Source organism: Mucilaginibacter mali, assembly GCF_013283875.1.
GTDB lineage: Bacteria > Bacteroidota > Bacteroidia > Sphingobacteriales > Sphingobacteriaceae > Mucilaginibacter > Mucilaginibacter mali.
The window spans coordinates 3,555,904-3,578,937 of sequence record NZ_CP054139.1; the positions used below are offsets into that span (position 1 = coordinate 3,555,904).

Here is a 23,034-nt window from a genome sequence, read left to right on the forward strand (position 1 = left end):
ACATGATTGTTAAGCTTGCACAACAAGATATAAGAAGATATAACCGCTTTATCTGGAAGATCGTTATCGGCGGATTTGCCATTGTTGTACTGCTGTTTGTAGCGGTAGGCCTTGGTTTGTTCGGGCCGCTGCCATCTTTCCGCGATCTGGAAAACCCCAAAAGCAACCAGGCCAGCGAGGTACTGTCTGATGATGGAACCAGGCCATTAGGCTCGTACTATTGGGAAAACCGTTCGCCGGTTACTTATAAAGAACTATCGCCCAACCTGGTGCACGCCCTGGTAGCGACGGAAGATACCCGCTTTTACAAGCACTCGGGTATCGATTTTAACCGCGTTTTTACCATCGTTTTGTATAACATGATAGGTAAAAAACAAGGAGGTAGTACCATTACACAGCAATTGGCGCTTAACCTGTATTCAGAACGATCGCATAATAAGGCTAAGCGTTTTATACAAAAGCTAAAAGAATGGATAACCGCTGTGCGACTGGAACGCCATTATACCAAGGAAGAGATCATTACCATGTATTTTAATACCGTTAGTTTTGGCGATTACAATACGTTTGGTATTAAAATGGCTGCTCAAACGTATTTCAGTACCACGCCCGATAAGCTAACGCCCGATCAGGCTGCCGTATTGGTAGGTATGGTAAATGCCCCTGCCCTCTTTTCGCCTATCAGGCATCCTAAACGCTCGCAGGACCGCCGCGATTTTATACTGGGCCGTATGGCCGATGAAGGCTTTTTAAGCGATGGCCAGGTAACCGAATACCGTGCAAAGCCGCTGGGCCTTAAATTTCACCGGATCGATCATAACGAAGGGTTAGCGCCTTATTTCCGTCAAACGGTTAAGGATGAGATCAGGAAGATATTAAAGGATAACGGTATAGTTAAACCTGATGGCACCCAATATGACCTTGACCGTGATGGATTGAGAATATACACTACCATTAATGCCGATATGCAAAAATATGCCGAAGAAGCGCAGGCTACTTATATGCGCAACCTGCAGGCACAGTTTAACGAGCAATGGCGTGGGGTAAAATTATCTAAGTCGATACATAATTACGATCTGCTGATCAGGCAGGGGATGCTACGATCTGACCGTTATGCCTTTTTAAAGGATCAGGATAAAACCGATGAAGATATCCGTGAGGATTTCAACACGCCTACCTCTCTGCAATTATTTACCTGGCACGGCAAGATAGATACGGTGATGAAACCTATCGATTCGATAGTATACAATAAACTGTTGCTGCGCAACGCTATGATGAGTATGGACCCTGTTACAGGGCACATCAAAGCGTGGGTGGGCGGTATCAACTTCGAACATTTTAAATACGACCAGGTGAAACAGGGCGCGCGGCAGGTTGGATCGACAGCCAAGCCGTTTACCTATTCTGTCGCGATGGAAAATGGGGATTCGCCGTGCAGGCAGGTAAACAACGTACCCGATACTATCTACACCCCCGGCAGCGCCCCATGGTGCCCACGGTCGGGACCAAAGGAAACCATACCCGGTATGCTAACCCTGCGCCAGGCATTGGCCCACTCGCAAAACTGGATAACCGCCCACCTGATGAAGGAAATTGGCCCGGTGCCCGTTATGGAACTGATAAAAAAAGCAGGCATAACCACTCAGGTGCAACCATATCCGTCTATTTGCCTGGGCGTATTTGATGCCAGCGTTTTCGACATGACAGGCGCTTATACCATATTTGCCAACCAGGGCATTTGGACACAGCCGACCTGGCTGCTTCGTATCGAGGATAAAAACGGAAACGTGCTATATACACAACATACGCCTGTTAAGCAGGTGCTAAATCCGCAAACCGCCTACGTGATGACCTATATGCTGAAAGGTGTAATTGAAGAAGGCACAGGTGTACGTTTACGCTATAAATACAATCTGAATAATCCAATTGGCGGTAAAACCGGTACTACCAACGACAACTCCGATGGCTGGTTCATCGGCATAACACCACAACTGGTTACCGGCGTATGGACAGGTTGCGAAGACCGCGATATTCACTTCCGCAGCACATCGCAGGGCGAGGGCGCCAATTCGGCATTGCCTATATTTGCCTTATATATGCAAAAGGTGTACGCAAACCCGGCGCTGGGAATTAAGAAGAATGTAGACTTTGTAAAACCCCAAAACGGCGTGGAAATCGTAACCGATTGTAGTGTTTATAACCAGGCGCAAACTGGCCAGCCTGCATCACCAGCCGCGCCCGATAAAAAATTGGGGTTTTGATGAAAATCCGAAAAGTCGGGAAGATCGGATGTCGGGGAGCAGAAGTTTGAAGTCGTAAACTAAAAGTCAGCAGTCAAGGTCAAACTAATGACCGATGACCAATGACTAATGACAAAAAATGTTTGATTACAGGGAAGCTTTAAAGAAGATACCGCACAAGCCGGGGGTTTACCAATACTGGGACAGCAATAACGAGTTGATGTATATTGGTAAGGCTAAAGACCTGCGCAATCGTGTGGCATCGTACTTTATTAATAAGGATACGCAGTTCAACGGTAAAACGCGGGTGCTGGTATCCAAGATCCGCAACATCACCTTTACCATTGTTGATACCGAGATTGACGCCTGGCTGCTGGAAAACAGCCTGATCAAGAAGCATCAGCCGCGATACAACATCAATCTAAAGGACGATAAAACCTATCCCTGGATCATTATTAAGAACGAAAACTTCCCCCGCATTTTCTGGACACGCAAGATCATTCGTGATGGCTCAAAATATCTTGGCCCTTACGGCTCGGTGGGGATGATGCATACCATACTGGACCTGATACGTGAAACCTATCCCCTGCGCACCTGCAATCTGCCACTCACCCGCCAGAATATTGATGCAGGCAAGTTTAAGGTTTGTTTAGAATATCAGCTGGGCAACTGCAAGGGGCCCTGCCAAAACTATCAGACAGAAGAAGACTATCAGCAAAACCTGGAAGAGATCACCAACATACTGAACGGTAAAACCGGGGCAGTGGTAAAGGGACTGAAAGCCCAAATAGACGCGGCTGCCGCCAATCTTGATTTTGAACTGGCCCATCGTTTAAAAAACAAGTTTGATGTGCTGGAGAACTATCAAAGCAAGTCGACAGTGGTGAACTCATCAATTACTGATGTGGATGTATTTAGCATCGCGTCCGAAGAGAAGTATGCCTTTGTCAACTTCCTGAAAGTGATGAACGGCACTATTACGCAAACCCAAACCATCGAACTAAAGAAGAAACTGGACGAAAGCGACGAAGAATTGCTCACATTTGCCATAACCGAATTTCGGTCGAGGTTTAACAGCCAATCGAAAGAGATCGTTGTTCCGTTTGATATTGAACTGGATGACCCGGCTATTAAGTTTACCGTGCCTAAATTGGGTGAAAAGAAAAAGCTGCTCGATCTATCGCAAAAGAACGTGATCTTCTTCAAGACCGAACGTATCGATCAGTATGAAAAACTAAACCCGGATGTGCGCACCGACCGCCTGCTAACGCAGATGATGAAGGACCTGCGTATGAACCAGCTGCCGCGCCATATCGAGTGTTTTGATAACTCCAACTTTCAGGGTAAGTACCCGGTATCAGCTATTGTGGTATTTAAAAACGCTAAACCATCTAAAAAAGATTACCGTTTCTTTAACGTAAAAACGGTTGAAGGGCCTAATGACTTCGCGACGATGGAAGAAGCTGTTTTCCGCCGCTACCGCCGCATGCTGGATGAAGGGACAGCGTTGCCCCAGTTGATCATTATCGACGGGGGTAAAGGCCAATTATCGTCGGCCATGAAAAGCCTGAAATTGCTGGGTATAGAAACACAGGTAACCATAATAGGGATCGCTAAGCGGCTTGAGGAATTATTCTACCCCGGCGATCAGTACCCGATGTATTTAGATAAAAAATCGGAAACACTAAAGATCATTCAGCAACTGCGTGATGAAGCCCACCGCTTTGGCATTACCGCCCACCGCAAAAAACGCGATAAAGGGACGCTTACCACCGAATTGCACCTTATACCCGGCATTGGTAAAGTAACGGCGGATAAACTGCTGAAATACTTTAAATCTGTAAAAAAAGTGCGTGAAGCTACCGAGGAAGAATTGCTGGAAGCGGCTAATCTAAAGCAGGCTAAGGCGATAATGGAGTACTTTAAGGCACAGTAACTACTCCAACCCAACCTGTCATTGCGAGATACGAAGCAATCTCTACACACTTAGATCAGATAACAAAGGCCGATACATACGTAGAGATTGCTTCGTATCTCGCAATGACGGGTTGGAAAGCAAAACGGCCCCCGAAATTCGGGGGCCGTTTTTGTAATTTTGTTCAGGCAAATTAATACTGCCACAAATCCAATTCCCAGTCCATTAAAGTTTTCTTAATGCGTTGCGATTCGTATAAGCGATCAATCCCTTGGGCGTAATCCTTGATACGTTCGTCTTTATTGTTCGATTGTTTTACCACATAGGCAGTAAACAGGCGTTTCATAAACACGTCATCGAAACTAAGGCCGGTGGCATCGTTGTCGCGGTTCACCACTTCTTTAGTAGCCAATACCTGGCGGGCCTCAGGAAAGTAGATCCAAAATGCCGGTTGCAGGTCAAGTTCAACGCCCGGAGTAGCTTTAGGTTTGATCAACGGCGCGATACCAATAATACGGGGTTCAAATACCGAACGTTGTTTGTCAAACATCCAGTCTTCCTTTATCCTGAAGCGCACGATGCTATCCGGATTAAATTCGCCGGCTACCATGTTGCTTTTAATTACGTTATTAAGCGAGTCGCGTTTTTCCACCAGCGAACTATCTGCCATGCGGCCTTTAGCTTCTTCGGGTTTTAAGGGTTTGGTGAACATGTCGCCTCCCGGATCATCTTTGGTCGGGTTCGGGTCATAAGCGGTTAACTCACCGGCCATAACGGCATCCATCAGCACATCTATCAACCTCGATTTTGGCGAAGCCAGGTAAGTGTTTGATTTCTCGCGCACATCTATCTCCTGCCAAAGGCGTTTAGAAAACACCACATCCGATTCGCGAAGGTTTGCGTAAGGCGTAACACGCGCACTCAGGATATTGGATTTCTTATAATAACCATCCAGCGGCCTTTCAAAAGGTTTGGCCGGCACGGCAGCTTGCTTTTTGGTAGTATCGGTTACCGATGGCTGTTGCTGTACAGGCGGTGGCACCGGTTTATTAGCCGCGTTATTATTAGCAGCCTGCTGCGTGGTTGAGCCGGCGTTTTTTATCCCGGCGTTTTTATTAGGAGCAGTTGTTTTTTTGCCCGGTGTTTTTGCACCAGCCTTTGGCTTAGCCTTTTGTGCAAAAGCTGCCACACTAAGGGTGCAAAGTAAAATAATTAAAAGCTTCTTTTTCATATGCTTCTTAATTAGCTGATAATACGATACCGCCTATATCTTGTTGCACCCCATCGGGGCCAACGGCGATAATGTTTGTAAATACTACAGTAGTACCGGGCGTAACGGTGTTTAAAGCCGCCTTAATATCGGGCGATAATAAACCACTGTTGCCGGTTTTCTGAATAGGGTCCTGCCTTGGTTTAATTACCAGCAGGTTAAAGCGTACAACGTTAAATTTAGCGTCGAAGTCAAAACCTTTTAATTCGGCAAAGATCCTATCCTGCGACTTGATATTAGCTGAACTTGTAGTACCCGTGGTTTTTCCTGCAAATTGCGGTATAGGAGGCGGAATGCGTTTGGTACGGAATTCGGTACTACCCAACACCTGTACCTTACCACCGCCAATATCGCCGGATACAGTAACGGTAGCCTTGCCGATATTGCTAACGGTAGCGGTATAATGCCCGGCCGAACCAGATAATTCACCGCCTTCAATGCTCACTTTCAGTTTTTCTTTAGCTATACCCGGGGCAGATACCGATATCGGGTTTGGAACGCCGATGTATAGTACATTCATCTTATCGGGCGATACTACAGCCGATGGCTTGGCAACCTGGTAAGTTTGTGGCCCTGTGTTGTATGTTTTCGAAGTACCGTCTGTTTGCTTAACGGTAACGGTGCCTGTCCAGGTATAAATCCCTTCTTTGCTGGTTACTACAGTGTATTTACCTTTACCTTCAGTTGTTGGTAAAATACTACCACCTACAGCCACTACGGGATTTGATTTTGAATCTGACGCTGTCAGGAATACTTCCGCGGTATAAGGTTGCCCTGCTATTACATAGCTACTTGGCGCCACGGCTACCGCATTAAATTTATCAAGCGTTACCAAAGCCTGATCCATCTTGCCAAAGATCTTTTTAACGATCTCGGTCTCGGCATTCTTGGTATCGGCTTGTATCTTTGTTAATACAGTTAAGCCCGCTGTTAGTGGCGTGCCGTCGCCAAAGTTGGCATCTTCCCATGAGGTAACTTTACCACCGATCTTCTGGTCTTCGGCGTTAAGGGTAAAGGTGACACTTCCCTGATCTTTAGTATTTAACAAGCTGATCAGTTTTTGACGGGTGTCTAAAATTTTCTCTTTCAAAACCTTCGCCTTACCTTCAGTTATCATCATACGTGGAGTAATATCCAGGTCCGAACGTTTGGTCACATCCTTCGTCAAGGTGTCAATATCTTCACCCTCTTTTATCATTTGCTGTTTCAGATCCTCTACATATTTATTCAGATCATCAGCATATCCCTTTGCCATTTTAGCGGTATCTAAAATAGGCTTAGCCCTTACAGGCGATTCTTTTAGTTTTGTTGATTCGAATGTAGAAAACAGCTGATCCAAACTTGCCTGCGAATTATTTTTAGCAGTGTCCATGCTGTTGCGCAGGTTCCTGAACGCGTTCAATACAGAATCGGATACGTTTAATGCCAACATAGCGATCAGCACCAAATACATGATGTTGATCAATTTTTGACGAGTTGTTTCTTTACCTCCGGCCATTCCTTATCAATGTTACTTTATGATGTAAATACTAAAACTTTGTATTAGGTGCGTGGCTGGTTCATTGCCGATAACATATTACCATAAACCGAATTTAACGATGCCAGGTTCTTAGCTAAACGGCCAACTTCTTCTTTAAACTGTTTCGAATCTTCCATCGACTCGTTAAAGTTGCGCATGGTAAGATCCAGGTTAGAGTAGAACTTGTTCATCGATTTCAGGTGCGCGCTCGAATCCTGTAACTCCAATTCGTATACGGCGTTAAGTGCGGACAGGTTTTTGGCTAAGCTATTCACCTGATCGTGGTAAGCTTTCGAATCGATGTTAGAGTTAGCCATTTCACTAAGGTTGGCCGAAGCCTTCTCGAACGCTACGCTCAGGCTCTGGTAGCCTGCGCTTGCCGATTTCATGCTCGCTGCAAATTCGTTAGTAGCCATACCTGCATCGGCAACTTTTGAAATTGACGATACGGTAGTACCGAAACTACGTAAGCCATCGCCCAGGCTACCTATCAGTTCCGGGCCAATTTTAGCATCAGCCAGCATCTTATCTAATGCTGCTGTTGATGATGGAGCAGATCCGCCACCAATGCTTTTTGCCGATGATGCTGGCAGTTCGCCATCATAATCGTCGCGAAGTTCAGGATACACACGTTCCCATGCCAAATCTTCGCCGGGTGCAACAAAGCCGGTAATAAAGAACAGGGCTGCTTCAGTTATTAAACCCGCCTCTATCCATGTATCACCTCCGTGCATGTGCAATATTTTCATCATTGCACCAATAATAACCACACTCGCCCCCCATGATATCAGCGTGTGTAAAACTCTCGTAGCAGTAAGTTTCTTTTTGCCAGCCATAAAATTTTTTGAAAAGTATTTTTGATTAAGTTTTTAAACTACTGATGATAAAGATTAGCGCCTGTCTTTAATATCGCGGCCCAGGAACGAAGAAACGCAACGGAACCCGATGTACGATTTAGCAGAATCCTGGTATTCGAAGGTGCGTGATGAGTTTTGCAGGAAATAACCTATATCCTTCCACGAGCCACCTTTTACTACTTTACGTTTCAACACTTCCGGATCGGTAGCCTTTGCTTCAACACTGTAGGTTGGGGCTAAGTCATGCACAAAAGATGGTGCCGATTCGTCGAAAGTTGAACTTGTCCACTCGGCTACGTTACCGGCCATGTTATACAAGCCGTAATCGTTAGGGAAATACGAGCGTACGTTTACGGTATAAGTACCACCGTCATCGGTATAATTACCACGGCCGGGTTTGAAATTGGCCATTAAACAGCCTTTGGCGTTTTTAATATAAGGGCCGCCCCATGGGTAATCGGTACCTATCCTGCCACCACGCGCAGCGTATTCAAACTCGCCCTCGTTTGGCAGCGAATATGGCTGGCGGTGCGATTTTGACTGACCAATTTTATCTTTATAAGCATCGTTATAGCGTGAGCGCCAAATGTTGAAGGCACGTGCCTGCCGCCAGGTAACACCCACAACAGGGTAGTTACGATAGGCCGGGTGCGAGAAGTAGCCCTGCACCATCGGTTCGTTGGCGGCGTACGAGAAATCGCCCAGCCAGCACAGTGTATCCGGGTAAACCGGAACGGTATCGCGCAGGATGAAATCAGAACGTTTTTTGGTTTTATCGTTGCGGTAATTGGCCGCGTCGCGTAAGATCAGTGTAGAATAATTGTACTTTAACAGGCGTACATCCACTTCATCACGGTCGAAAACACGGTCATCGCCCTGGTAAAACATACCCTGCAATTTACCCAAATTAGGGTTTACTTTGCCTTTAGCGTTACGCCAGATAGGGTTGCGCGAAACTTTATTCCAATCGATGTATTTGTGGGTTGCCTGCGCATTTGCAGCAGCACCTTTAGGCTTAATGTAGTAAGAGTCGTCGTTAAGGTAATTGGTAATGGCTATCGAGTCGCGCACCCAGGTTACAAACATTTTGTATTGCGCGTTGGTGATCTCGGTTTGATCCATGAAGAAAGGGGCGATGGTAACCTGCTTGTTTTGAGTGATTTGCGCAAAGGTTACATCCTGATCTGTTTGTCCCATTAAAAAAGATCCGCCGGGTATATAAACCATTCCGTAAGGTATTTCGGCACGGAATGATCTTTGTGCCGGTGGCCTGATCTCCCCTCTGCTGGCATCGGCCCCTTTGGGTCCGCACCCATACATACCCGCACACACCAGTAGCACTAATAGAAAGTATATCTGCTTCATTTTAAAAATCAAATCGATTAAATACGCAATAGCATTAATTAGCCCCCGAATATATTAATTTTGAGTAATTAAATTATAAAAATGTTTTATTAATTGGCAGGATATCGTTAAAAAGAACAAAATAAATAGCAATTTATTGTGTCCATCTGCCAAATTATATATTAGCACTAAACCCGCAGTTACGTTACGGCTTTATACGAACATAGCCGAAAATAAGTTTCGGCTATGTTAAAATATCGATTGAAAAAGACTGTATCTTACTACAGCCCACTGGTTTATTTTTGCTATTTGTTTACCTGCTTGATATACTGCTCAATAGCCATCGTCATGGATGGGGCATTAGGCGTTGGGGCAGGGATGTCCAATATCAAACCGGCTTCAAGCAGGGCTTTGTGCGTAGTTGCACCAAAGGCTGCAAGGCGGGTGTTATTCTGCTTAAAATCGGGAAAGTTTTTATATAGCGACTGGATGCTGCTTGGGCTAAAGAACGCGATGATATCGTAAAACACCTCGGCCAGGTCGCTCAGGTCGCTGCATACGGTACGGAACAATACCGCGGGGGTAAAATTGTAACCGTTATCCAGCAAAAACTTCTGGGTTTCCTCGGCTGCAACATCGCTGCACGGGTACAGGAATTTTTCGGCGTGGTGCTTCTTCAATACCTCGGCCAGATCGGCAGCGGTTTGTTTACCGAAGAAGATCTTACGCTTACGGTACTGGATATATTTTTGCAGGTACAGCGCGATATTTTCTGTCAGGCAGAAATATTTCATATCTACCGGCACCTCAAAGCGCATTTCTTCGCAAATACGGAAAAAATGATCGGCCGAGTTGCGGCTGGTAAATATCACGGCTGTAAAATCGGCCAGGTTAATTTTCTCTTTACGGAAAACATTGGCAGGTACACCTTCAACATGGATAAAAGACCTGAAATCTATCTTCAGGTTATACTTTTTAGCCAGTTCGGTATAAGGGTTCTTATCGTTCTCTGGCTTGGGCAAGGTAACCAGGATGCTTTTAACCTTTTTCTTTCTATCTTCCAACTTATGTTTCTTCTAACGTTTACCTGATACTATATATTCAGCGCCTTTATTAATATCAAAACAGGGCAAATTTCGAGGGCACAAAGATAGATAAATAAATAAAATTTATGAAATCTAAAATTCGAAATTATATTTACGCTGCTTCGCAGGTACTGCCACACAAATATCACAATGGTTAAAACAAGCGCCACGCCCAAAATAACCGGGGCAAACTTTGCCGGCAACAGGCAAAAGCACAATGTTAAAGGCAAAAAAACAAAGGCGATGTTAAAATAGGTAAGGTACAGGATAGAGATATATTCGCCTACTACTTTGTTTACATCAAAAATAAAACCGATGAGCCTTAACACCAATAATTTAAGCGCGAAAAGCACCACGATAATAACTGATAACGAAACAAATAGCTGGAAGCCTGATATGGGATAATACCTGCCTTTTACTACCGATACCTGGTAAATAAACAAGCCCGATATTAGCCCGAATAAAACAAACAGGGCCAAAAAAGCGCGCGAATTGAGCAGGCTTTCCTCTTTACCGGCCTGCACCGACCGCTTGTTATAAAACGAATGAAATACAATGGCGATATCCTTATCCATCACCATGTTCACAATGCCGGTATAGAGCACCAGTACAACAATAACCCCGATGATCCAGGGGTCGCGTTGCTGGCGGGCGCTCCCCTCCTTAACTATACTGGTTGATTTAAAGTGGACATCCAAAAAACCATAGCCGTGATATACCAGATTGCTATCCTTTAAAATGGCAACCATCAGCATATTGACGCGGTTAGAATCGGGGTACCGGATATACTGCGTGGCCACCGAATCGTCGATAAACTTTTGCCGGGCAGCCATTGCCGCCGCTACCGAATCGATAACATGATTGCCGGGGCGATGATAACGGTTAGTATCGGGCTGCTGAATTGCACCGGTATCCTGTGCTAAAGCCTGCAGGCAAAGGGTTAAACAAAAAACACACAGCACTAATAAACGCATACGGAGGACTATATCGGCCAAACTGACTTACGCTTGCAAAGGTAAGCAATTAGTATTTAAGTCGCCGTTTTTTGCGATTGCCGTATGTTATGCTTTTATAAAATAGATCTCATTTAACCGGGAAACGGCTAACGATCAGGCGGCTAATTCAATATCATGTACCGATAGCATTTTAACTTCGCCCTGGTAGGTTACCCATATATCCAGCCAGCCGCTGCTATCGTATCCTAAAAAGGTCATATATGGTTCTTCTTCTCTAAAGCCGTCAAAGTGATTGCCTATGTATCTCAGCATGTCGCCTTTACTCATGTGTTGTTTGCTCATAGTTTTTGTTTGTTAAGTTTATAAAACCCATACAGAAAAGCCTGCCACTTTACCGCTGCGATGCAAGGGTAAACCATAAGATCAATAAAATGAACCGGATAGCAAGCTTGTTAATAGCAACACCCGTATCCGCAAATTGTTGCGTTTATCCACAAAGTGTTGCATAACTCCACAAAAGGCAATTTACTGCAAAAACCCTAAATAACTGATTACCTGAATATTAATAATATATCAAATTTTTGGTACAGTTATGCCAACATGCTTAACATATTTCAAAACATTAAATAATAACAACTATGAAAAAAGTGATCTTAGCCGCTGCGGCATTAGCTATGGTAGGCCTTACAAAAGTTAAAGCAAATTCAATTTCTCATAACCAGCATGTTGCCGTTGTTGCCAGCCAGGACAGCGTGCAAAAAACGCCTGTTAAGTTAGAAGATCTGCCCACACCTGTAAAAACCGCTTTGGCAAGCGAAGCACTTAAGGTTTGGACCCCCACTTCGGCCTTCCTGGTAAAATCGGGCACTACAGAATACTACCAGGTGAACGTTAAAAAGGATGCCGAGGAAAAATATATCAAGTTAGACAAAGACGGAAAAGTTGTTCAATAGACTTCGCGCTTACGCTTATTGGCAATAATTTTAAATCTGACGAAATACAAAAGCCGGGATATTAGCCCCGGCTTTTGTATTTTTGCAAGCTACCTACATGCTACCCGCTATGGCTAACATACTGCTTGTTGAAGACGATACCACCTTTGCTCAAATGCTTACCTTTTTTGTTGAAAAGCATGGACATAAAGTGCAAAGCGCCCAGCGCATTAAAGACGCCTTTAAACTACAGCAGCAACATACCTATCAGCTGATACTACTGGATTACCGCCTGCCTGATGGAACAGGCTTAGATCTGCTGACCCAGATACGCGAAACAGGATCTGCAATACCTGTGATCATTATGACCAGCTTTAACGATGTGCGCACGGCCATCCGCGCTATCCGTTCGGGTGCATCGGAGTATATCACCAAGCCGGTAAACCCCGATGAGTTATTGATGGTGATGAACGAGGCCCTGGCCGATAAAAAGCCCGCGGATACAAAATCGGATACGAAACACCCTCAATTTATACGCGGCAACAGCCCCTATGCCGATAAACTGCACGAATACATTAACCTGGTTGCCCCAACCGATATGGCCGTATTGGTACAAGGCGAAAGCGGTACCGGCAAGGAATACGTAGCCCGAATGATCCACCAAAACAGCAAGCGCGCCGATAAGCCATTTATAGCTATCGACTGCGGGGCGTTATCGCGCGACCTGGCAGCCAGCGAGTTGTTCGGCCATGCAAAAGGGGCTTTTACCGGTGCTGCTGCCGATAAGAAAGGCCTTTTTGAAAGTGCCGATGATGGCACCCTGTTTATGGATGAAATAGGCAACCTGAGCTACGATGTGCAGGTAAAACTCCTAAGGGCGCTACAGGAAAAAGTGATACAGCCCCTGGGCAGCAACCGGACTATCCCCGTAAATGTGCGCATCATTGCCGCTACCAACGATGACCTGCTGAACAGCATCAGCGCCGACAGCTTCAGGCAGGACCTTTACCATCGCGTTAACGAATTTAAGATCCAACTATCGCCCCTGCGCGAACGGGGCAACGAACTGGATAACTTCATCCGGCATTTTATCCAGCTATCCAACGCGGAGTTAGGCCGGCAGGTACAAAACATTTCGCCCGAGGCAATGGAAGTATTGCATCGTTACGACTGGCCCGGCAACCTGCGCGAACTGAAGAACGTGATCAAACGTATGGTGTTGCTCACCACGGGTGAAACAGCCGGAGCCGCCGCCCTGCCCGATGAAATGCTGTGGAGTACCCCGCCCGACCAAACGCCGATTGCCGCATCCCCCGAATCTGATCTGAAAGCCCGGAACGAGGTAAACGAAAAAGCGCTGATACAAAAAACCCTGCAACAGGTAAAATACAATAAATCAAAAGCGGCCAAACTGCTTAATATCGATAGGAAAACGCTTTATAGTAAGATGGAACGATACGGGTTGTAGCTGACTACAGGTTATGGCACCCTCTTTCCGCGCAGCGGAGAGCGGGTGCCCGGGCGAAGCAATGGGCGGGTGGATCTACCCGTAAGCAAAGGTTAACACAATATAACATATTTTGCATGTTGAAGTATTTGTAAATATTTGATAATAAAATATTTACAAATAAAAAATATGATTTTTACCCAAAATAGTGTTAACCTTTTATCCAGCGAATGAACAACCACACATATACATCTCATTCACAGCGTTTTATATGATTTTAAACCAGCAAAGCACTTAAGATCACGATACCGACGACTGGTACTGATATTCCTGCGCGGTAAGCGTCAGTTGATGCAATTGCGCTGAAAGTTTTAAGAAATATTCGGACCGGGCGGTGGTAATTTGTCCATCGCGGTTCAGTTCCATTTCGGCCATGCGGAAACTGCCGGCCAGTTCCTTTGCCCCCACCTGCGCGGTTCGGCCGGCTATGCGGTGCGCTATCAACGCGGTTTCTTCAGCATCCTGCTTTTCTAAAGCCCTGCCTAACAGCTTAATATCTTCCAGGCTATCATTCGCAAAGCGGGCCAATACTTTGGCCGTTTGCCCGGTATCGCCAAAGGTCATTTTTTCAATGGTGACCAAATCAAAGCCGGGTTTAGCAGTGTTATCGGGCAAATCCGCGCCGCCGTTTTTTATAAAGCGTAATAGTTCAGCCTCTTTAAAAGGCTTCATCAATACGGCATCAAAACCTTGTTTCGAGATATAAAGTTGCTCGCCCGGCGTAGCCTGCGCGGTAAGCGCGAAGAGTTTAACATGTTTAGGTACCCGCTCGAGCAGGCGGCGGCATAATTCAACCCCGCTCATTTCGGGCATGCGGATATCCATCAGCACATAGTTCACCGCATCGTCCCAGGCAGCGCCCAGCACATCAATCGGCGAATTGAAACAATGATGGGCTATACCATTCCGCGTGAAAATATCGGCACAGATATCTACAATAAAAGGATCATCGTCAACCAACCATATCTTCCCTTCTATACCCGCATTGTTGTCAGCCAATTGTGGTTCCGGTCCGGCAACCGGCGCTTCGGCATTGGCATAGGTAAGGTGAAAGGTGAACCGGCTTCCTTTACCCAACTGGCTGCTTACTTCGATATCGCCACCCTGATGTTCTACCAGTTCGCGGCTGATGGCAAGGCCAAGCCCTGTGCCTACACGTTTGCCAGCTTGTTCAAACTCGTTAAAAATGCGCGCCCTGTCCTGCACACTCAGGCCAATGCCGGTATCGGTAACACTAAAAGTATAATGCCTGCCATCCGGCACCCGTTTGTTATCTGCCTGCAGTGTTACACTCCCCTTTTCGGTAAATTTAATGGCGTTGCCCAACAAATTGTACAATACCTGTTTTAAGCGGAACGGATCGCCATTTACCCAGGTCTCGCTGATATTATTATTTACGATCAAAGCGAGTTGCTTATCCCCAGCCTGCGGGCCGATCACATTAATAACTTCGTCAATCACATCGGTAACCCTGAAAGGCTGATGCACAAAGTTGAATTTACCCGAAACTATCCGGTTGTAATCCAGCACCTCGTTAACTATTTGCATCAGGTGGGCCGATGACTGCGCTATCGCCTCCACATCCTTTTTTTGCGGATGCTGTTGCCTGTTTATCCGCTCGGAGTAGCCGATGATAGATTGCAGGGGCGTGCGCAACTCGTGGCTCATGTTAGATAGGAACCTTTGCCGGGCGATGTTATGGTATTCGGCTTCTTCCTTAGCCTGCTCTATCTCTTTACGGTAGCGGTTAATGCGGGCAATATCCATTAAAATAAAGTACAGCAACAACAGCGTGATGGCCAGAAACACCAGCATAATTATGCTGATGCGCCGTATACTGCTATCAACAACGTTACGGGCCGCGCTGTTGTTCAGGGCAACTTGCGCAATGCCGTCTGCCTCAACTTGCCTTAGTATGGTTACTATCTGGCGCATTACCTGTGCCCCCGAACGTATCAGTATGGCTTCCCTATCCACAAACCGGGCGCTTTTCTCTTCCTGGCCGGCCTGTACCAATTGTATGGCTTTATCCAGTTCGCTGATCAGGCTGTCTTTTATGGCTTTGCGGATGGTATCGCGCGTTACTTTTAATTCCTCGTTTACTACGCTATAGGGTGTATTATCCCTTTTAACGGGTTGCTTTTTCCCAAATAGCCTGTTAAAAAAGCCTTTAGGTTTAGCTTCTTCGGAAGAGGGTGCATCATCAGGATAAAAAGTAGTGGTGGATGTTTTTTTCACCGTAGATGTTACCATACTATCCGCATCGGCAGATTTTGTATCCACAATATTATTAAGCGATTGTATCTGCGCCGAGAACGAACTGTTATTCACCAGCCGCTCGCGCACTTTTAAATAATCAATGTAGATCTTGTCCCTGTCCAGCAATAACTTTTGCAGGGTTTTAAGGCGCTTTACCTGTTTAGGTTTATCGGCATACAGGTACTTAAGGGTATCTATCTTTTTGCCCAGTCTTTTGGTCTCGCCCGAGAAAACATCGTAACGGTATGGATCGTTCAGATCGCGCGCGCTTTGTGCCTGGTCTATACGCGATACATCCCGGGAAATTTCGTTAATGAGGCGCAGCTTATCATCGGGTGCCGATACGTTCTCGAACGCGGTAAGCATGGCCCTGAACGTATCGCGGCTGATCACCCATGCCATCAGCAAAGCCATGCAGGCCAGCAAGGCGGCAATAACGATTTTACCTTTAACTGATGTGAAGAAGTTATTTACGCGCAAAATGTATTTCCCTTTCCTACCGCAGCAGACTGTTTTGAAACACTAAAAAAGCGTATTTGTTTTATTAAAATAGGCTGCCAGTTGGTATCTTGTTGCCTTGATAAACTAAATCCGGATCTAATTAACAGACGATAGCAATTTGCCCGAAAACCCTTATGACAACCGAAAATTTAAGGAATAACAACTTTGACCTGCTGCGCTTTCTTTTGGCAACGCTGGTGATATTTAGCCATTGCTATGTAATTTACTACGGTAAACTGTTTGATATTGAACCGGGCATGATACTTACCCGCAACCAGACAGATCTGGGCGGCATAGCGGTAGATTTCTTTTTTATCATCAGCGGCTTTTTGATATTGCAGAGCTATTTATACAGCGGCGGGATATTCAAATACCTTAAAAAACGGTTCCTGCGCATCTACCCCGGCTATTTTGTGGCCTTTGTACTAAGCATATTGCTGTTTGGTCCGCTGGGCACCCTGCCCGATCATTCGATGGCGAGCCTTAAGCACTATTTTGTAACGATTGATAAAAAGCTGCTCCTCCTTAATATTTTCACACTGCAAAAACCGGTTGGCGGGCAATGCTTTACCTGGCTGCCCCTGAAGGCCCAGTTAAACGAATCGCTATGGACGATAGAGTACGAATTTATTTGCTATTTACTATTGCCCCTGCTGTTGTTCCGATGGCTTATCGGCAAAAAGTGGCCTATTGTCGCCTCGTTTATTGTGATCTATGTGGCTGTGATATTACAACACTTTTTTCCATCGGCAGTTACCGAAAAACATTTCCCCGTTGCTTTACTATATGTGGTCGACCCGGTGCTGATCCCCAGGCTTATGGTATACTTCCTTGCCGGGGCCTGTTTTTATTTATATAAAGAAAAAATCAGGCGCGTTGATAGCATAGCGCTTATTGCATTTGTAATAACGGTAATTAGCTGCGTTTGGATAAAAGCTATCGACCTGGTTTTGCCTTTTACGGGTACTTACCTGGTATTTTACCTGGCGTTTCATCCCCGTATCAAATTCCATTCGTTTGCCAAAAAAGGCGACCTTTCTTACGGGATGTACCTGTATGCATGGCCTGTTCAGCAATTGCTTACCTACTTTCTGTACAAACACCTTAGCCCGGTGCGGCTGTTTGTGCTGGCGGTACCGCTAACCTACCTGCTGGCCTGGCTTAGCTGGCATTGCGTTGAAAAAGTATTCCTGCAATTTAAAAACAGGCGTGTTGCCCCTAAAGCCGCGGTTTTAAACCATCCATAAGTACATAATTGTATCTTTGCCGCCGTGGCCGGTATTTATATCCATATCCCTTTTTGCAAGCAGGCTTGCCATTATTGCGATTTCCATTTCAGCACATCGCTAAAATACCGTGATGAGATGGTGCAGGCGCTGATAAAAGAGATTGCCCTGCAAAAGGATTATCTTAATAGCGAAACTATCCATACCATTTACTTTGGCGGCGGCACGCCATCCTTACTGAATGCAGGCGAGATCAATACCATTATCGATACCATCAGCAGCCTGCATACCGTTGCCGCCGATGCCGAGATCACCCTGGAAGCCAATCCCGACGACCTGCATCGCGAGGCCATACAGGCTTTGCGCCAAACCCCCGTTAACCGCTTTAGCATTGGCATACAATCTTTTTTTGATGAGGACCTGCTATGGATGAACCGCGCACACCACGCGCAGGAAGCAGAAGCATCGGTAAAGCGCGCGCAGGATGCCGGCTTTGAGAACATTACCGCCGACCTGATCTATGGCTATCCCTTGCTTACCGACGCCAAATGGCAGCATAACATAGCTACCATGCTGGGGCTGGATGTGCCACATATATCAGCCTATTCGCTTACCGTTGAACCGCGCACCGCTTTGGCCAAATTCATCAAAAGCAAAAAGCAGCCGCCTGTTAGCGATAAGCAAAGCGCCGATCAGTTTATTATCCTGATGGATACCTTGCAGCAAAAAGGATTTGAGCATTACGAGATCTCTAATTTTGCCAAACCGGGGCATTACTCGCGCCATAATACCAATTACTGGCGTGGGGTAAAGTACGCGGGCATCGGCCCATCGGCACATAGTTTTAACGGCGATACCCGGCAGTGGAATATCGCTAACAATGCCAAATATTTAGAAGGCATCAGCACAGGTACCATCCCCGCCGAGACCGAGCTACTTACCGAAGAGAACCGCCTGAACGAATACATCATGACATCGCTGCGCACCATGTGGGGCCTCGACCTGCAAAAGCTGGAAGCCATAGCGGCAGGCACCAAACCCATGTTGTTAAAAGAGGCTACCCTTTTTTTAGAAAAAGGCTGGTTGCTGCGCGATGGGGATACGTTGATCCTTACACAAGAAGGGAAGTTGTATGCGGATCATGTGGCGGGGGAGTTGTTCTTTGACCATGATTAAAGGATTTAAAGACTGACAGGATAGCCACTATCATTGATCGTGCTTTTGCTTCTGGCCATAATAATTATCAATCATGGCCCAATAGTCATCCGAGGTTGAAACACCATAATCAACTTGTGGTTCTTTATTGCCATCACATAAAATACTGCCCACTATATTATCATCTTTGGTACAATCTATATTAACTTTCCTACCGTTCGCTAAAACAACCGTAACAACCTGTTTATGAGTTATGGTAGTTTTTAGCCATGGGTTCTTTTTTAATGAATCTATCACCTGGCTCATATATTCATCAAAATCGCCCATCATTTCATTAGCCCCCGAATCCTCACCCTCCTTTTCAACCATTGCATCAAACTCTTTTTGTGTGGGCATAAAAAACACCATCTGCTCACCGCGCACTACAAGCGTATCTTTAGATTGCTCCCTTTTTAAGGGGACATATTCGGTTTTTTGATGCTTTTTGGCAACAGACGCAACAGGCACTTTTTGCGATGCGAAATAGTCGATGAGCAACAGTATGGCGATAAAAATAAAGGCTATTATTATGGTGCGTTTCATAAACTATTTTTCGAATAATATATATAATGCAGTACCCTTCATCTCTAAAACATCTGCATCAAAAGCAGCTTTTGCTTCTTCGTTAACCTGGCTACCCTTAACAGCCATCACCCAGTTGCCTTTAGGTATCTTTACGCCCTTGCCTTTGGTATCGCCGTTGATGAGTACCAGGATGTTCTTCCACTTATCGCCATTGGCATGATCTTTCAGTTGGTAGCCAATCACCATCGGGTCGCCGGTATCTATAAACTCCAGGTGCTGGCGGATCATAGCTGCCGATGGCATCCGGAATGCCGGGTGGTTTTTACGCAGCGCTATCATTTGCTGATAATAATTAAACACCGCTTTATAGCGCGATTTTCGGCTCCAGTTCAACTCGTTAATGCTATCGGGCGAGTTGTAGCTGTTTCCTACAAGGTTTTTGGTGCGCAGCATCTCTTCGCCCGCATGCAGAAAGGTTACACCCTGCGATGTGAGTACGATGCCATTGGCCAGCTCGTCCATTTTTATCAGGTCGGCTTCAGATGCGGTGGGGTTAGATAAACGCAGCCTGTCGAATAGCGTAGGATCATCATGACAGGATACATAGCAGATACTTTGGTAAGGCTCCTTAGCCCATGGCGCTTTTGAATAGTTAACCAGTTTATAATTGATCTGCGGGTGCTGCACCGCGCCAACGATACCGAATTTCACGCTTTCGGCCGTATTTGGCGCGCCGCTTACAAAGCCTTTTTGTTTTACATCGTTAAAAGGGCCGCGCAGACCGTCGCGCATATCGTCGCCAAAGGCGGCTATTTTATCCAGTTTCAGGGTGTTCTTTTTCACGGCACGTAATTCTTCAGGCAGGGGGCTTGCACCTACTGTCCAACCCTCGCCATATAGGAAAATAGTCGGGTCAACCTTGTGCAGCGCGGCGCTTATTTGGTTCATAGTCTCCATATCGTGTACACCCATCAGGTCGAACCGGAAACCATCTAAATGGTACTCTTTAGCCCAATACACCACCGACTCGATCATGAACTTACGCACCATGGCGTTCTCGCTGGCCGTCTCGTTACCGCAGGCCGTAGCGTTAGCGTAGCTGCCATCGGCATTGTGGCGGTAAAAATAGCCCGGTACCGCCTGGGTAAAGTTCGAGTGGTCAACATCGGCGGTATGGTTGTACACCACGTCCAATATCACCCGCAAGCCCTTACGGTGTATGGCCTGCACCATCTGTTTAAATTCGCGGATACGCACCTGCCCGTTATACGCATCGGTAGCGTAGCTGCCCTCGGGCACATTATAGTTCAGCGGGTCATAACCCCAGTTGTATTGCGGCGCGTTCTTACTTTCATCAACCGAATTATAATCGAACGATGGCAACAGGTGCACGTGCGTTACACCCAATTGTTTAATATGATCAAGCCCGGTAGCCTCGCCTTGTGGGCTTTTGGTGCCGCTCTCCGTCAAGCCCAAAAACTTTCCTTTATGTTTAATACCAGAGTTGGCGGCGATAGAAGCATCACGCACGTGCAGTTCGTAGATGATGATATCGGTAAAATTCTTCTGCACAGGCTTTTTATCGGCTACCCAACCGGCCGGATCAGTGGCCGCCAGGTTAACTACCATACCGCGCTTGCCGTTAACGCCTACTGCTTTGGCATACATATCCGGGGATTCCAGCAGCCATTTGCCATCTACCTGCGTTTGGATGGTGTAGTATTTGTTTTGGATATCGCCCTTGATAACCGTTTGCCAGGTGCCATTAACGCCCTTAGCCATATCGATAGTTTTTAACGCCTTGCCGCCATCGCCTTTTGCATATAGCCGCAATTTAACAGTGCCTGCCGTTGGCGCCCATATTTTGAAACGGGTTTGGGCAGCCGTGTAGCTTACCCCCAGATCGGTACCGCTATAAGCCGGCAAGGCAGCCATATCATGCTGCGGGCGAAACGAAAACAAAGAAAGCGCCATTATTAAACACAACGATATTTTATAGCGTGAAAGTAACATGTCTGAATAGATTGGTTTGATAAGCTAATTTACATGTTGATTACACCGATTTGAGAATGATTTCACAGATTTTTCTTCTTATAATTTCTTCATCGGTGAAATCATTCTTAAATCGGCGCAATCTCACTATAATTTATAGTAATAACCTATTAAAAAATATCGTGCACACTTTCTGTAAAATTGGTGTTATTTATATCAAAAAGCTATTTTTTATTGTCTAAGATTGCCAATAATTATAAGCCCATTATTAATATAATTAATACCAGCCATGCTAACCGTCGCTACCCCGCACCCTACTGTTATCCCCGAAACAGGATCATTGATCACCCATTTACGCTGCCCCGAATGTGGCAAAACCTATGTGGCGACGGCGGTGCAAACGGTATGTAATAACGGCACCTGCAACTCATCGCTTTTTGCGGAATATAAACTGGACGGAACAATTTCCAAAGAAATGCTAACCGGCAGGCCGGCTAACATGTGGCGCTACCGCGAGTTAATGCCGGTGATTGATACCGGGAACATTGTTACCCTTGGCGAGGGCTTCACGCCTATCCTGCCCCTGCAAAACCTGCAACATATAGCAGGCGATATCAACGTTTTTATCAAAGATGAAGCGGGCAACCCAACCGGCTCGTTCAAAGCACGGGGAATTGGCGCGGCCGTATCAAAGGCTAAAGAATTAGGCATAGACACCATTGTCACACCAACAGCAGGCAATGCGGGTGGCGCGCTGGCAGCCTATGCGGCTAAAGCTGGGATTAAAGCGATAGTTTACATGCCGAAACTCACCCCCAAGCTATTTAAAGATGAATGCCGCCTGTATGGAGCTACCCTGGTAGAAATTGACGGTAGCATTAGCGATTGCGGTAAACTGGCCAACGAGGAAGCGCTGCAGAACGGCTGGTTCCAGGTATCTACCCTTAAAGAACCTTACCGCCTTGAAGGCAAAAAAACCATGGGCTACGAAATTGCCGAACAGTTTAACTGGCAACTACCCGATGTGGTACTATACCCCACCGGCGGCGGTACCGGCTTGCTGGGCATATGGAAAGCCTTTGACGAGATGGAACGCATGGGTTGGATAGACAGCCATCGCCCAAGGATGGTAGCCGTACAGTCGGACAGTTGCAACGGCATTGTTAAAGCTTTTCACCGCGAGCACAGCGTATCCGAATTTACCGATGGCGGCTTCACCATAGCCAACGGCCTGCGCGTGCCCAAACCTTATGCCGATAAGTTAATACTAAAGGTACTGCGCGAAAGCCAGGGCAACGCCCTCAGCGTAAGCGATGCCGATATGGAAGCAGCTCTGAAAGAAATAGCCCGCAACGAAGGCATGCTGATAGCCCCCGAAGGCGCCGCCCTGTGGCATGCCTTTAAGCAATTAAAAGCCAGCAACTGGCTGCACGATGGCGAGACCGTGTTGTTACTCAACACCGGCAGCGGGTATAAATATTTGGAGAACCTATCCTGAAGTGTGATAATGTGGCAATTTAACCACAAAGGCACAAAGATTTTTCACCAAGGGCACAAAGGCTTTGATAACTTATTAAGTAAAAAAGCTTTGTGCCCTTTGTGTTAATAAACAGTATGCTTCTTTGTGTACTTTGTGGTTAAATCGCCGTTAACACGCCCCCAACAAACTGTCATCTCCATATCAAAAACAATATCCCGGTTTTGATGATTTTATA

17 protein-coding genes are annotated in these 23,034 nt (G+C 46.1%); 7 read left to right on the plus strand and 10 right to left on the minus strand.

Going from position 1 to position 23,034, the window contains the following annotated elements:
* The first annotated feature begins 2 nt into the window (after window positions 1-2).
* The gene (locus HQ865_RS14835) at window positions 3-2,258 is read left to right on the plus strand and encodes a penicillin-binding protein 1A (RefSeq protein ID WP_173415641.1); all 2,256 of its coding nucleotides are present in this window, start codon (window positions 3-5) and stop codon (window positions 2,256-2,258) included.
* Window positions 2,259-2,376: 118 nt separating this feature from the next.
* The gene (gene uvrC / locus HQ865_RS14840; protein WP_173415642.1) at window positions 2,377-4,173 is read left to right on the plus strand and encodes an excinuclease ABC subunit UvrC; all 1,797 of its coding nucleotides are present in this window, start codon (window positions 2,377-2,379) and stop codon (window positions 4,171-4,173) included.
* 172 nt (window positions 4,174-4,345) lie between these two features.
* Here uvrC and porN read toward each other — a convergent pair whose 3' ends face one another.
* From porN to HQ865_RS14875, 7 genes are all read right to left on the minus strand, one after another.
* Window positions 4,346-5,383, minus strand: coding sequence for a type IX secretion system ring subunit PorN/GldN (gene porN / locus HQ865_RS14845; RefSeq protein WP_173415643.1), 1,038 nt, complete (start codon window positions 5,381-5,383; stop codon window positions 4,346-4,348).
* Window positions 5,384-5,390: 7 nt separating this feature from the next.
* A complete protein-coding gene (porM, locus tag HQ865_RS14850) occupies window positions 5,391-6,920 on the minus strand; it encodes a type IX secretion system motor protein PorM/GldM (protein WP_173415644.1) in 1,530 nt (509 codons plus the stop codon).
* Between the two features lie 44 nt (window positions 6,921-6,964).
* Window positions 6,965-7,777 (minus strand): type IX secretion system motor protein PorL/GldL, encoded by an 813-nt coding sequence (gene porL / locus HQ865_RS14855; protein ID WP_173415645.1) that lies wholly within the window; start codon window positions 7,775-7,777, stop codon window positions 6,965-6,967.
* Window positions 7,778-7,831: 54 nt separating this feature from the next.
* Entirely contained in the window at window positions 7,832-9,163 is a 1,332-nt protein-coding gene (gene porK / locus HQ865_RS14860; protein WP_173415646.1) for a T9SS ring complex lipoprotein PorK/GldK, read from the minus strand.
* A 284-nt stretch (window positions 9,164-9,447) separates the two neighbouring features.
* A complete protein-coding gene (locus HQ865_RS14865; RefSeq protein WP_173415647.1) occupies window positions 9,448-10,206 on the minus strand; it encodes a uroporphyrinogen-III synthase in 759 nt (252 codons plus the stop codon).
* A gap of 29 nt (window positions 10,207-10,235) precedes the next feature.
* On the minus strand, window positions 10,236-11,201 hold the full coding sequence (locus tag HQ865_RS14870) for a DUF4271 domain-containing protein (protein ID WP_173415648.1): 966 nt from the start codon (window positions 11,199-11,201) through the stop codon (window positions 10,236-10,238).
* Between the two features lie 135 nt (window positions 11,202-11,336).
* Window positions 11,337-11,525: a hypothetical protein gene (locus tag HQ865_RS14875; RefSeq protein WP_173415649.1), complete on the minus strand. Its 189-nt coding sequence runs from the start codon at window positions 11,523-11,525 to the stop codon at window positions 11,337-11,339.
* A gap of 296 nt (window positions 11,526-11,821) precedes the next feature.
* Between HQ865_RS14875 and HQ865_RS14880 the strand changes: the two genes are divergently transcribed.
* Window positions 11,822-12,136, plus strand: coding sequence for a hypothetical protein (locus HQ865_RS14880; protein ID WP_173415650.1), 315 nt, complete (start codon window positions 11,822-11,824; stop codon window positions 12,134-12,136).
* 109 nt (window positions 12,137-12,245) lie between these two features.
* On the plus strand, window positions 12,246-13,583 hold the full coding sequence (locus HQ865_RS14885) for a sigma-54-dependent transcriptional regulator (RefSeq protein ID WP_173415651.1): 1,338 nt from the start codon (window positions 12,246-12,248) through the stop codon (window positions 13,581-13,583).
* A 279-nt stretch (window positions 13,584-13,862) separates the two neighbouring features.
* Here HQ865_RS14885 and HQ865_RS14890 read toward each other — a convergent pair whose 3' ends face one another.
* Window positions 13,863-16,361 (minus strand): ATP-binding response regulator, encoded by a 2,499-nt coding sequence (locus HQ865_RS14890; RefSeq protein ID WP_173415652.1) that lies wholly within the window; start codon window positions 16,359-16,361, stop codon window positions 13,863-13,865.
* Between the two features lie 155 nt (window positions 16,362-16,516).
* Between HQ865_RS14890 and HQ865_RS14895 the strand changes: the two genes are divergently transcribed.
* Both HQ865_RS14895 and hemW read left to right on the plus strand, forming a co-directional pair.
* A complete protein-coding gene (locus tag HQ865_RS14895; RefSeq protein WP_173415653.1) occupies window positions 16,517-17,629 on the plus strand; it encodes an acyltransferase family protein in 1,113 nt (370 codons plus the stop codon).
* Between the two features lie 24 nt (window positions 17,630-17,653).
* Window positions 17,654-18,784: a radical SAM family heme chaperone HemW gene (gene hemW, locus HQ865_RS14900; protein ID WP_173415654.1), complete on the plus strand. Its 1,131-nt coding sequence runs from the start codon at window positions 17,654-17,656 to the stop codon at window positions 18,782-18,784.
* Window positions 18,785-18,814: 30 nt separating this feature from the next.
* Here hemW and HQ865_RS14905 read toward each other — a convergent pair whose 3' ends face one another.
* Window positions 18,815-19,345 carry a hypothetical protein gene (locus HQ865_RS14905; protein ID WP_173415655.1) on the minus strand — a complete coding sequence of 177 codons (531 nt, stop codon included), beginning with the start codon at window positions 19,343-19,345 and terminating at the stop codon, window positions 18,815-18,817.
* A 3-nt stretch (window positions 19,346-19,348) separates the two neighbouring features.
* The gene (gene pulA, locus HQ865_RS14910) at window positions 19,349-21,301 is read right to left on the minus strand and encodes a type I pullulanase (protein WP_173415656.1); all 1,953 of its coding nucleotides are present in this window, start codon (window positions 21,299-21,301) and stop codon (window positions 19,349-19,351) included.
* A 307-nt stretch (window positions 21,302-21,608) separates the two neighbouring features.
* Between pulA and HQ865_RS14915 the strand changes: the two genes are divergently transcribed.
* Window positions 21,609-22,817 carry a threonine synthase gene (locus HQ865_RS14915; RefSeq protein ID WP_173415657.1) on the plus strand — a complete coding sequence of 403 codons (1,209 nt, stop codon included), beginning with the start codon at window positions 21,609-21,611 and terminating at the stop codon, window positions 22,815-22,817.
* Window positions 22,818-23,034: the final 217 nt, after the last annotated feature.